Source organism: Novosphingobium capsulatum NBRC 12533 (assembly GCF_001598375.1).
Taxonomy (GTDB): Bacteria; Pseudomonadota; Alphaproteobacteria; order Sphingomonadales; family Sphingomonadaceae; genus Novosphingobium; species Novosphingobium capsulatum.
In genome coordinates this window covers 1-12183 of the sequence record NZ_BCYV01000040.1, presented here as the reverse complement: position 1 = coordinate 12183, position 12183 = coordinate 1, and the positions used below count along the sequence as shown (strand labels likewise).

Sequence of the window (12183 nt, the reverse complement as noted above, 5' to 3'; positions counted from 1 at the left end):
GCAGTGCACTCTCACGAAAGGCGTGGACAGAAACGAAGGGCCGCCCACAATGGAGCGACCCCGGGATTTTTTGCCTGGCCTTCACCGGGCCAGGTCACGATCAGAAGCGATAAGCGATGGACGCCCCATAGACCGCCGGTTTGCCACGATAGCGGATCAGCGTGTCGAGATAGGTCGAGATCGCCGTGGTGTAGGTCTTGTTGGTCACGTTGCGGCCATAGATCGTCCCGCGCCAACGCCCGTCGGCGGAACCCACGCCAATCCGCGCATCAAGCGTGGCATAGCCGGCGATCTCGAAATCGTCGGCGGGCAGCGCCGCATTGTGGAACGTAGTGTTCTGCCGGCCCTGGTACGTCAGTGTGCCGCCCAGAAAGCCGACGAGGTTGTCACCGATGGGGCGTTCGTACTGTGCGTCAACGTTCGCGCTGAATTTGGGCGTATAGGGCAGCTCGGAATTGCGGAAATTGCCGGTATAGCCTGCAGCGTTATAAACTGCCTGCCCGTCAGGGGTTTTGGAATAGTCTGAGGTCACCTTGGCCTTGAGGTAGGTCGCGCTCGCGCTCAAGTGCAGGCCGGCCAGCGGCTTGATCACCAGTTCACCCTCGATCCCGAAAATATAGGACTTGGGCACGTTGAGCATCTTTTCCAGCAAGCCAAACACGGGATCGGCAATCCGCCCGCGGACCTGCTTGTTGGAATAGTCGTAGTAGAACGCCGCCGCGTTGAGCTGGACCTTACGATCGGCCAGCGGCGCCTTGAAGCCGGCTTCGAATGCCAGCACCTTTTCCTCGGTAGCGGGGGTATACTGCAGGATACGCGAGGCGCCGATCGCCGAGAACGTGCCGGCCTTATAACCTTGGCTGACCGTGGCATAGAGCAGTGTGCCCTGGTCGAACTTGTAATTCACACCCGCGCGGAACGACACGTTGTCTTCCTGCAGGTGGCTGGTGACCGGGCTGAGCGTCGATTTGGCCGTACCCAACAGCAGATCGCCTGATGTCGGGAAGCACTGGCCGGGCAGGATGGTGATCGGCACGCTGTTGAGCGCTGCACCATAGATCGTCGCCGTACCCTGCGCGGTGTCGATGGCAGGGTCGTTGTAGCAGTAGGTCGCGCTCTGCTTGTTGTTGGTGTAGCGGATACCGCCCTGGATCGTCAGGTTAGGGACGATTTCGGCTTCGGCGTTCGCAAACAGCCCATAGGAGCGCATTCTGGACGCGTAATTGTTCAAGGTGAGCGTAATAAGCCCCAGGTTGCCCGAATAATCGTTCAACTGGAAATAGTTGTTCTGTGATGTACGCACGTTGTCATAACTAGCCCCGACGATCCAGTGCAAGGTCGGCGAGTTGCCTGCCAGGCGCAGTTCCTGGTTGAACGACCGCACATCGCCAAACAGCGGCACATCGACTGCACGGGCAGTGGTTCCGTCGAGATCCTGGTTGTAAGCCAATTTCTGCTTGGCGAGGGCCGTGACCGACGTGACCGTGATCGTGTCCGTCACATCCACATCGATGCGCCCGGCAAACTGGTAATAGCTGTTGTCTGACTTGCCCAGCAACCCTTGCGTCCATTCCGCATCGCGCGCGTTGTTGCTGATCTTCGTGCCCAGCACGGCGCGGGCGCCGGCCGCAACGGCCGGATCTGGGCCATTGAGCCGGCTGACCAGCGTGGATTGGGCACCCAGGAAGCTGCCGCTATACCCGGCCGAACCGGGCGTGGTCAGATCGGCGTAGCGCTTGGCATCGACGTAGCCATAGGGGTTGCCTGACGCGGCGAGTTGCGACTGGCTGCCATAGATATCGTAGATCGTGCCAGCATATTGCGGGGCCAGCGGATCGGACCGATCGCGCGAACCGGTGGCCATGAGTTCGATCTTAACGCCATCGGCCGGGGCAATGTCGACGGTCAGGCGCCCCATGATCTTGCGCGCATCACCGTTGTCGTCGTTGGGCCGGGACAGGCTGCGCTGCCACGCGCCACCGCTGATTCCCTTGACTGCAAGCCGTGCGGAAATCTTGTCGCCCAGTGGACCGCTGACGAAACCGCCGATTTCGGCGCGATCGAAGCGTTCGTAGGAGGCGTTGAAGCCAGCATGGAAGTCAGGCGTAGGCTTGCCGACGATGTAATTGATGGCACCGCCGGTAGAGCTTTGCCCGAACAGCGTGCCTTGCGGGCCCTTGAGCACTTCGACCCGCTCGATATCGAGATCGAGCGCGTCAGACATGACCGGCACGTTGCGCGGGATCTGGTCGGTATAGACCGAAACCGAGGGCGGCGCGCCAAAGGTCGCGTCATAAAGGCCGATGCCGCGCAGGGTGAATACCGGCGTGGAATAGAGCGACTGGGTGAACGTGAAGCCGGGCACCAGCTTGGCGAGGTCAGCCGGGCCGGAAACGCCACGCTGGAGCAATTCCGAACCAGATGCCGCAGAAATGGTCAGCCCGACACTGTTGGCCGACTGCTCGCGCTTGTTGGCGGTCACGATAATTTCCGGCGCCGCCGTTGCCTCTTCCGGCTTGGCGTCGGGCTTGGCGGCTGCCTGGGCCAACGCGGTGTCGGCCGACAGGATCGCCAGCGCAACGGCGGCTCCGCCGAACAGATATTGTTTATTCAGGCGCATCTCTACCTCCCATTTTTTTCTGTTAGATCAGGTAAGCAGGCATCTATCCGCGTTGCCGCGGGGCGTCGGCTCAACCGGCGATCATCGCCCCGTCGACCACGTGCTCGGCACCGGAAACAAACGACGCCTCATCCGACGCCAGGAATACGACGACATTGGAAACTTCATGCGGCTGGGCTAGCCGCCCGAGGGGAATGGCCGCTGCGGCACCCCCGCCATGCTCGTCGGTGGCGGCCACCATCATCGGCGTAAGAATGTAGCCGGGATGCACGGAATTGACGCGGATGCCATCCTTGCCGTGCCATACCGCCATCAGCTTGGTCATTCCGCGCACGGCCCACTTGCTGGCGCAATAGGCGGCGTTCGACGAGGCGGCCGCGCCGACCATCCCGGCAATCGACGATACGTTGACGATCGAGCCGCCGCCTGCGCCCTGCATGCCCGGCAGCACGGCTTGCATCCCGAGGTACGTCCCCAACTGGTTGACGGCACAGACCTCCAGGAATTCGGTCTCGGTGAGATCGAGCACGCCCTTGACCGGGCCGATCACGCCCGCATTGTTGACCAGCACGGTGACCGGGCCAAATCGCGCTTCCGCCACGTCCACCACGCGCCGCCAACCTGCTGCATCGGCCACGTTATGCTCGACGAAGCAGGCAGCTTCGCCCAGTTCGGCCGCGATGGCTGCACCGCGCACAGCATTGACATCGGTGAGCACCACCTGCGCCCCTTCGCGCACGAAAGCGCGGGCATGGGCCTCCCCCATGCCTTGCGCGGCGCCGGTGATGATCGCAACCTTTCCGGCAAGGCGCGACATGGTCAGGCCACTCCCGCCACGGCCGGGGCGCCGATCTGCGGCGCTACGTCCTGCGCCAGCAGTTTCATCGAATGCTTCCATGGCTCGGGATTGTCGATATAGTCGTGGCTGTAGACCAGCAGCGTGCCGAACGGACCGCCCAGGTCGTCGCACCAGGCCTGGATCTTCTGGCGTACCGTTTCGACGGAACCGACAATCCACACATGCTCGGCTAGGTATTCGGCATCGACCGTGTCGGGATCAACCGAGGGATCGTGCAGCAGGCCCTTGAGCACACCAAACCGCTTGTACGTCGGCTTGATGTAGCTTTCCCAAGCGAGACCCAGCCCGCCCTCTAGCGCCAGCTTCCGCGCCTCGGCGTCGGTCTCGGCAACGACGACGTCGCGCACCACACGGTGGGCGGAGCGGTCGCTCAGCCGCCCGGCCCGCTCCATTTCCTCGCGATAAGTTTCGAAATGGCTGCGCAGGAATGCATTGCCCGCATAAACCGAGGCTGGGATGAAGCCATGCCGGCCGGCGAAAGTGATCGAGGGCGACGGTGCAGACAGACCGGTCATCGCCATCTGCATCTGTCCGCCCCACGGGCGGGTATCGCGCAACGGGTGGGCCGGATCACTCTTCGGATAGCCGGCATTCCAGAACTGGCCTTCCATCTGGAACGGTTCGTTGTTCCACACCCGCTCCATAATGTCGATCGCCTCGAGCATCATGGCGTGGTTCTTGCTCATATCCGTAATGCCACGCACCGCCGCATCAGTGGGATAGGCCCCCGTGGCGACACCCAGCATATAGCGACCTTCCAGCACCTGACTGAGCCAGGCCGTCTGAATGGCCAGAGTTGCGGGGTGATGGTAGGGCAGCAGATGCGCCAGTGGGCCGAACTTGATCTGGCTCGTCTGGGCTGCGGCAGCGGCGATCACCAGTTCCGGACTGGGAATGCTTTCCCAGTCGAGCGTGCCGTGTTCACCAACCCAATATTCGCTGAAGCCGACGCGGTCGGCATGGATCGCCTGCTGTACTGCCCAGTGAAAAACCTGCTTTGCCGTCCGCTCGGGACGGAGAAACGGGGTCTGGAACATGCCAATTTTCATGGGATCACCTCGTTGGTCGGACGTCACAGCGCGGCCCCGTAAGCCGGGCCTGCCGTCAGCCGAAATCTTTCCATTCGATGATGCAGCCATCGCCATCAAAGCGAATGAAACTGCAGAATTTGAGCCGGAACACTGTCCCGGCCTTGCCAAAACCGGGCAAGTCCACGCTTGGCGTGCCGACATACCAGGACTGGCGGATGACCGTGTCACCGACCTCGAGGACCAAGTCTGCATCTTCGAAACGACGATCGGGAACATAATTTTCGGCAAAGCCGCGCAAGACCTCGAGCAGCGCGTCGCGCGACGTCAACGTGAAGTCGCGGTTGTAATGGGCAAAATCCACATCCAGTGCCATCATATCTGCCATCGCATTGAAATCCTTGGCATTGTAAGCCTGGATCAAGCGCTCGGCACGGTTGGCAAGGTCGGCCATCGTCCTCTCCGCGAATTCAGGTGGTTCTCCGAACCCATGCATTGCCGCATGCAGCGCGCATCTCCACCGCGCTTGCGGAAATGCTCGATTCGAGCCCTGCTGTTTGTTGCAAGGAGCCTAGATTCCCGAAAGGAAGTCGTCAATTTTTTTCGACGTTTTGTCGGGTTATTTTGGAAATTACGAGTTATCTAGTTGTTTCTAGACGATATTATCATTTCAAACCGACTCTTGGTCGGCAAGAAATATCCTGATAGTAGCATACAACCTCACCATTAAGGCTGCTCGAATGCCCCTATCGACCCGCGGGATTGACGCGCAAGACTGCAATGACGCTGCACCCGAGGATCGGGCCGAAGCCGGCGACCACGCCTGGGACACACTGCTCGAGCTCGTCACCAGCCGCCCCAAGCGCGCTCCTGACCGCAAGCAGAACCGCAGCAAGCGCACGGAACAGCAAATTCTCAATGCCGCCCTGCGCGTCTTTGCGCGGGACGGCATCTCGCGCTCGCGCATCGCCGACATCGCCGCCGAAGCCGGGATATCCACGTCCACGCTCTACGAGTATTACAAGAGCAAGGAAGACCTGGCGTACGATCTGCCCAATTCGCATCTGGTCAGCTTCTTTCAGGAGTATCGCGCCGCGGTTGTCGGAAAAACATCCGCGCGCGAAAAGCTGCTGCTCTACCTATCCATGTCCGCCGATTTCGCGCGGGAACATGCCGATTGGGGGCGTCTGTTTTATCTGGAAATTTGGCCGAGCGTGCTCGTCAGCGAAACCGAATTGCGCCACAGCGTCGATGATTTTGCGCGGATCGCACGCTATCTCATCGACGAAGGCGTTCGCCAGGGTGAATTTCCCGCCGGCCGGAACAGCTATGAAACAGCGTCACTGCTGCTCGGCGCGGTCAACCAGGTGATCATCACCTGGCTGCTGTACCGGCGCCCGCGCAACCTGACGAAAGCCAGCGCGGAGATGGCCGATCGCGTCATCACCATGATCGCCAACGAACGCCCCTGACACCCTTGCCGGCGCACCAGCGCCTCCGACGCCCGCTTTTGACTACCCTTCACCCTTCAGCGCTGCGCAGCCAACGCGTGTGAACACGCTTTCCAACCCGTCCATTCGTTGCCATAATATCCGAATTATCGTCGAGATTAATTGGGAGAGGCTTCATGGGACGACTCCAGGGCAAAGTTGCCATCATCACCGGTGCCGCACAGGGCATGGGCGCTGCCCACGCGCGGCGCTTTCTGGCCGAAGGCGCCGCCGTCACGATTACCGACATCGATGCGGAGCGTGGCGAAGCGCTTGCCCGGGAACTGGGCGAAAGGGCTGCGTTCTACCGCCTCGACGTTGCCGACGAAGAGAACTGGGCAGCGGTTGTCGATGCTACCGAGGCCCGCTTTGGCCCTGTCACCGCGCTGGTCAACAACGCTGGCATCATCGGTTCACCCACACGCTGTGCAGACCTGACGCAAGCAGAATTCCAGCGCGTTTGCGCTATCAACCAGACTGCAGTGTTCCTCGGCACCAAGCACGTGATCCCCGCAATGATCCGCGCCGGCGGCGGCTCGATTGTCAACATATCGTCGATCTCGGGCATCGTGGCGATCTATGGCACCCCCAACGTCGCTTACGCCGCCAGCAAGTTCGCAGTGCGCGGCATAACCAAGCAAGTCGCCATCGAATACGGCAAGCAGGGCATCAGGGCCAACTCCGTCCATCCCGGCTATATCAAGACGAAAATGATGACTGACGCGCTCGACGAAGACGGCATCCGCGTGGCATCGGCCTCCGTCCCGATCGGGCGGGTGGGCGAAGTGGAGGATGTCTCCAACCTCGTGGTTTTCCTCGCATCCGACGAATCCGGCTTCATCACTGGATCGGAATACATCATCGACGGCGGCCTCACAGCCTTGTGAACCGGGTGTCGCGCAGGCGCAGTCGGCGCCTGTGCGACACGATTTCACTTGCACAGCACACCGCGCTCGCTAGTTATATCCGACGTTTTTTCGGATTTATGAGTAAGGCAAAGATGGACAACGCGAGCTCGATTGCGCCCGACGACACGGTCTTGCGCGCCGCCTTTCTGGAACAGATGCGCCAAGTGCCCGGTGCGGTTGCCATCATTGCCAGCGCGCAAGACGATGATGCCGGCGGGCTGGTGGCAACCGCCTGGTCCTCGCTTTGCGCCGATCCCCCCATGCTCCTGGCGTGCGTCAACCGTTCGGCCAGCGCGCACGATCTGATCCTGTCCACCGGAGCGTTCGGGCTCAGCCTGCTTTCGGCCCAGGACAGCGCCGTGGTGGGCCAATTCGCCGGCAAGGCCGCGCTGGCTGGCAAGGATCGCTTCGCCCCGGGATTGTGGCGACGCGGGCCCGCCGGCCAACCCCTGCTGGAAAGCGCGACAGTGGCGTTCGAGTGCGCGTTGGAAGCCACCCACTCGCACGGTACGCACACGATCCTGATCGGCAAGGTGGGCGCGATGCACCGCAATGCAACTGCGGCAGCGCTGCTCTATCTAGATGGCAAATTCGCATCAGCCGTGCCCGCGTGAACATTGCCCAATACAACATAGCCCATAACAATATGCGTGGCAGAGAGGACCGAGCGGAATGATTAACAAGATCGTCGCCTCGATGGCCGAGGCCGTTGCCGATATGCAGGACGGCGCATCGATCATGATCAGTGGCTTTGGCGACGCCGGGGCTCCGGCGGAACTGATCGAGGCCGTGATCGCCCAAGGCGCCACGGACCTCACAATCATCAGCAACAACGCCGGCGCCGGCGAAACCGGCATCGCCGCGCTCATGCGGGCCAACCGCGTGCGCAAGGTCATCTGTTCATTCCCGCGACAAGCCGCCTCGCACCACTTCGACGCACGTTATCGCGCGGGCGAAGTGGAACTGGAACTGGTCCCGCAAGGCAACCTCGCCGCCCGGATCCAGGCTGCGGGTGCCGGGTTGGGCGCGATCTTCACGCCGACCGGCTATGGCACGATGTTGGCCCAAGGCAAGGAAACCCGCGAGATCGATGGCCGCCATTATGTGCTGGAATATCCCATCCACGCCGATTTTGCGCTGGTGAAAGCGCGCGCGGCGGATCGCTGGGGGAACCTTGTCTATCGCAAGGTAGCCCGCAATTTCGGCCCGATCATGGCGATGGCCGCAAAGACCACGATCGTTCAGGTCGCCGAGATCGTCGAATTGGGCGCGCTCGATCCCGAAACCATCGTGACCCCCGGCATTTTCGTCGATCGCGTCGTGGCCATGCAGCCCGCGCCGACCGTCTGACCACCAGGAGACCTGACATGCAGCGCATGGACCGCAATGCCCTTGCCGCCCGCGTCGCGCGCGACATTCCCGAAGGGGCCTATGTCAACCTTGGCATCGGCGCCCCCACCATGGTCGCCAACTTCCTGCCCAAGGACAAGGACATCTTCCTGCAAAGTGAGAACGGCTTGCTTGGGATGGGGCCGGCACCGGAGCCCGAAGATATCGACTGGGAACTGATCAACGCGGGCAAGCAGCCCGTCACCATCCTGCCCGGCGGTTCCTATTTCCACCATGGCGATTCGTTTGCGATGATGCGCGGCGGCCATATCGACATCTGCGTGCTGGGCGCATTCCAGGTCTCGATCCATGGAGACCTGGCGAACTGGCATACCGGAGCGCCAGATGCGATTCCGGCCGTAGGGGGCGCCATGGACCTGGCGATCGGTGCCCGCGACGTGTTCGTGATGATGGACCTGCTCACAAAGTCGGGCGAGAGCAAGCTGGTGCGCCAATGCACATATCCGTTGACCGGGCTGGCGTGCGTGTCGCGTGTCTACACCGACGTCGCGATATTCGATGTCGGCCCCGACGGCGCTCACGTGATCGAAATGGTTGAGGGCATGACGCTGGATACGCTGCGCGCTCTTACCGGGCTTGAACTGACTGAGGCATGATGATGTCACAGATGATCGATCTCGGGGCCTTCGTCCTCGAACATCGTGAAGACGGCGTGGTGATCGTCACGTTCTCGCGTCCGCCGGTCAATGCCGTGTCGTTGACCGTCTATGAAGACATCGGCCGCCTGGCCGACTATGCCACGCAGCACGACAGCGTCAGGGTGCTGGTGATCACCGCCCCACCTGGTGCCCGAGCCTGGTGCGGCGGGGCGGACCTGCACGAGTTCAAGGGCATGACGGCCGCGCGCCGCAAGGAACGCTATCACTTCATCAATGCGCAGTTGCCGCGCTTTCACGCCATCGACAAGCCGATGATCGCGGCGATCGAAGCGGCGACCATGGGCGTTGGCATGATGCTGGCAGGCATGTGCGATCTGCGTGTCGCTAGCGAAAACGCCCGCTTTGCATGCCCGGAAGTGGACTATGGGCTGATCGGGGGCAGCGCTGGTCTGTTTGCCACGCTGCGCATGCCGGAAGCCAAAGTGCGCGAGATGATCTACACCGGCCGCACTTTCACCGCGCGCGAGTTGGAACCGACTGGCTTCTTCAACTACGTGGTACCGCGTCCGGCCGTATTGCCCATTGCGCTCGACCTTGCCGAACAAATCGCCCGCAAGAACATGCCGGTGCTGCGCGCCCGCAAGCTGGCCTCGCTCGAATGGGAGGGATCGGAATGGATGGACGCCTATCTCGAAGCGCAGGAGCTATCTTCGGCGCTCGTCGAAGATCCCGCCAGTGAAGCGGCGGTGCTCGCCGCCCTGCGCCGAGGCAGGGAACGCAAAGGCGCGAAAGCCTGACAACCCCGCGCGCGGGTGTTTCCGACACCGGCTGCGCACAGGCCGGCGCGAACTGGGGATTCGCGCCGGGCGGGTCTTTACGCGCCGGTCCAGTCCGGCTGCCGCTTTTCCAGGAACGCGGCAATTCCCTCGCGCTTATCGGCGGTTCCGAACAAAGCGGAAAACGCCTGCCGTTCGGCGCCTAGATGCGCCGCATGGGGCAAATCGAACGCGGCGTTGACCAGGCTCTTGGCCTGGCGGACTGCCACTGGTGCGCGCGCAGCGATGGCTTCGGCCAGAACCGTGGCGCGCGGGAGAGCAGCGCCGTCTTCGACGACTTCCAGGACCAGGCCCAGTCGCTGTGCAGTGACGGCATCGATCGGCTGGCCCAATAGCACCATGTGCATCGCCGCCATGCGACCAACCACGCGTGGCAGGGTTGCGGTCCCCCCTGCCCCGGGGATGATCCCCAGGTTGCTCTCTGGCTGGCCAAAGCGGGCGCTGGCCCCGGCAATGGCCAGATCGCAGCACATCAGCAACTCGTTGCCCGCACCCAGGCACCATCCTTCGACCGCCGCCACGATAGGCTTGGGAAAAGCGCGGATGCGGGCCCAGTTTGCCGGGCGTGGATCGGCCAGCGCCCCAGCGACGCCCTTTTCGATCAATTCGTTAATGTCAGCCCCGGCGGCAAACACTTTGGCAGAGCCGGTGATCACCACCGCCCGGATCGCAGCGTCACCTGCTGCGGTGTCAAGCGCCTCGGCCACCAGCGCCAGCAGCGGGGTTGCCAAGGCATTGCGCTTTTCCGGATTGTTCAGCGTCAGGGTCAGCACGCCCGATGGCGCGCGATCGACGAGCAGCAGGCGAGAATTGTCGGTCATGCCAAATTCACCCAATATTGCGAAGGTTGGTACATCGCTTGTCCGGTCGCTGCAGCAATCGCGCGCAGCGCCTCGACCAGCGCGGCCACGCCGAAACGACGCGCCCAGGCGCAGGGCCCGAAAGGATAGTTGGCGCCAAAGCGCAGCGCCGCATCGATACCGGCCTCGTCGCTGACCTGTTCCAGCACGGCATCGCCCGCAGCATTGGCGATCTGGGCCAACGTGCGCAGCACGACCAGACCCGGCCGATCCGCAAGGCGATAGGCCTCAAGCCCCCATTCCGCCAGCTTGGCTTCCACCGCAGTCGCGGCATCATCGTCGCTGGCGGCGTAACCGGTCGAACCGGCGCAACTCTCGTCGAACCAGTCGAGCACCACCACCGGGCGGCCGATCTCGCGGGCTTCGTCCCGCGCAGTCCGCCCACGCGAAACCCGGACCTGAACTTTGCCTATATCAAACGTCGGCAGGCACCAGTGCAATTCAGCCGGCTTGGGCGCAACGTCAGCCGGGATCGCGGCACCAGGCGTAGTCGGCCGCTCGAAGCCCTTACCCTGGGCATAATCATAGACCCCACGCTCGGTCTTGCGACCCAGCCAGTTGGCGTCGACCAGGGCCGACTGCGCCAACTGGGGCACGAACCGAGTCTGCCCAAAATAGGCATCGAACACCGAACGCGCGACGGCAAAGTTCACATCCTGGCCGATTAAATCGGTCAGTTCCAGCGGCCCCATGCGAAAGCCGGCGGCGTGCTTGAACAGGTGATCGATCACGTTGGCTGGCGCGCCATGCTGCTGCAGGCACGTGAATGCTTCGCCATAAAATGGCCGCGCCACGCGGTTGACGATGAAGCCGGGTACGTCGGCAACCGGAACGCCGACCTTGCCCCAGCGCTTGGCCACATCGGCCACGCGCGCCGCTACGGCGGGATCGGTCGCCGGCCCGGAAACCAGTTCGACCAGCTTCATCACCGTTGCCGGGTTGAAGAAGTGCATCCCCATGAATCGGCCAGGGTGGGCAAGCCCACGAGCCAATCGTGCGATAGGCAGCGAGGACGTGTTGCTGGCAATCACCGCATCGCTGCGCAAGTTGGCTTCAAGCGCCGCAAACAGGTCCTGCTTGATCGCCAGGTTCTCGACGATCGCCTCGATCACCAGGTCGCAATCGCGCAATCCGGCCGGTTCGTCGGTCCAGACCAAGGTACTCAGGATAGCCGCCGGTTGCCCGGGCTCAAGCTTTCCACGCGCCACAAGAGTGGCGAGACCTTTGGTGATCTGGTCGCGGCTGCGATCGCGCGAGAGCGCATCGACATCATAGATCACGACGGGATGGCCGGCCTGCGCCGCCACCTGGGCAATGCCGCTGCCCATCGTGCCGGCGCCGCAGACACCGATCCTGGATATCTCGTTCACGTCTCACTCTCCGGTGTTCTTGAATCGATCCGGCTCAGGCCGCGCAGCCGCCCGAGCAGCCGCCAACGGCCTTCATCGCGCGCAGCGGCTCTTCGCCTTCCATGGGCCTCAGGCCCAGGCGCGCGAACATCGCCGCGTCGCTGTCGTCGCCGGCATTGGGCGCGGTCAGCAGCTTGTCGCCGGTGAAGATCGAGTTGGCCCCC

12 protein-coding genes and 1 pseudogene are annotated in these 12183 nt (G+C 62.6%); 6 read left to right on the top strand and 7 right to left on the bottom strand.

Annotation, left to right across the window (positions count from 1 at the left end):
• Positions 1-100: 100 nt before the first annotated feature.
• From SCA01S_RS21140 to SCA01S_RS21125, 4 genes are all read right to left on the bottom strand, one after another.
• Positions 101-2620 (bottom strand): TonB-dependent receptor, encoded by a 2520-nt coding sequence (locus SCA01S_RS21140; protein ID WP_062788763.1) that lies wholly within the window; start codon positions 2618-2620, stop codon positions 101-103.
• A gap of 70 nt (positions 2621-2690) precedes the next feature.
• Positions 2691-3437, bottom strand: coding sequence for a glucose 1-dehydrogenase (locus SCA01S_RS21135; protein WP_062788762.1), 747 nt, complete (start codon positions 3435-3437; stop codon positions 2691-2693).
• Positions 3438-3439: 2 nt separating this feature from the next.
• Positions 3440-4516, bottom strand: coding sequence for an LLM class flavin-dependent oxidoreductase (locus tag SCA01S_RS21130; RefSeq protein ID WP_245652863.1), 1077 nt, complete (start codon positions 4514-4516; stop codon positions 3440-3442).
• 67 nt (positions 4517-4583) lie between these two features.
• Positions 4584-4961, bottom strand: coding sequence for a nuclear transport factor 2 family protein (locus SCA01S_RS21125; protein WP_062788757.1), 378 nt, complete (start codon positions 4959-4961; stop codon positions 4584-4586).
• 286 nt (positions 4962-5247) lie between these two features.
• Here SCA01S_RS21125 and SCA01S_RS21120 point away from each other — a divergent pair, with 286 nt between their 5' ends.
• The 6 genes from SCA01S_RS21120 (at position 5248) to SCA01S_RS21095 (ending at position 9711) form a co-directional block, all read left to right on the top strand.
• Positions 5248-5979, top strand: coding sequence for a TetR/AcrR family transcriptional regulator (locus SCA01S_RS21120; RefSeq protein WP_084391172.1), 732 nt, complete (start codon positions 5248-5250; stop codon positions 5977-5979).
• A 155-nt stretch (positions 5980-6134) separates the two neighbouring features.
• Positions 6135-6884: a glucose 1-dehydrogenase gene (locus SCA01S_RS21115; RefSeq protein ID WP_062788756.1), complete on the top strand. Its 750-nt coding sequence runs from the start codon at positions 6135-6137 to the stop codon at positions 6882-6884.
• 98 nt (positions 6885-6982) lie between these two features.
• A complete protein-coding gene (locus tag SCA01S_RS21110; protein ID WP_107719136.1) occupies positions 6983-7519 on the top strand; it encodes a flavin reductase family protein in 537 nt (178 codons plus the stop codon).
• Between the two features lie 58 nt (positions 7520-7577).
• Positions 7578-8255: a 3-oxoacid CoA-transferase subunit A gene (locus SCA01S_RS21105; RefSeq protein WP_062788753.1), complete on the top strand. Its 678-nt coding sequence runs from the start codon at positions 7578-7580 to the stop codon at positions 8253-8255.
• Between the two features lie 17 nt (positions 8256-8272).
• Complete coding sequence (locus SCA01S_RS21100) at positions 8273-8911, top strand: 3-oxoacid CoA-transferase subunit B (RefSeq protein ID WP_062788751.1); 639 nt, start codon at positions 8273-8275, stop codon at positions 8909-8911.
• Entirely contained in the window at positions 8908-9711 is an 804-nt protein-coding gene (locus SCA01S_RS21095) for an enoyl-CoA hydratase/isomerase family protein (protein ID WP_245652861.1), read from the top strand. Before SCA01S_RS21100 ends, SCA01S_RS21095 begins: the two co-directional genes overlap by 4 nt.
• Before the next feature lie 77 nt (positions 9712-9788).
• Here the strand turns inward: SCA01S_RS21095 and SCA01S_RS21090 are convergent, their stop codons facing one another.
• The 3 genes and pseudogenes from SCA01S_RS21090 to SCA01S_RS22915 all read right to left on the bottom strand — a co-directional run.
• Positions 9789-10571, bottom strand: a complete 783-nt coding sequence (locus SCA01S_RS21090; RefSeq protein WP_062788749.1) for an enoyl-CoA hydratase-related protein — start codon at positions 10569-10571, stop codon at positions 9789-9791.
• Positions 10568-11980 (bottom strand): 3-hydroxyacyl-CoA dehydrogenase NAD-binding domain-containing protein, encoded by a 1413-nt coding sequence (locus SCA01S_RS21085; RefSeq protein WP_062788747.1) that lies wholly within the window; start codon positions 11978-11980, stop codon positions 10568-10570. Before SCA01S_RS21085 ends, SCA01S_RS21090 begins: the two co-directional genes overlap by 4 nt.
• 34 nt (positions 11981-12014) lie before the next feature.
• Positions 12015-12183 (bottom strand): annotated as a pseudogene (locus tag SCA01S_RS22915) (biotin synthase BioB); the annotation flags it as partial.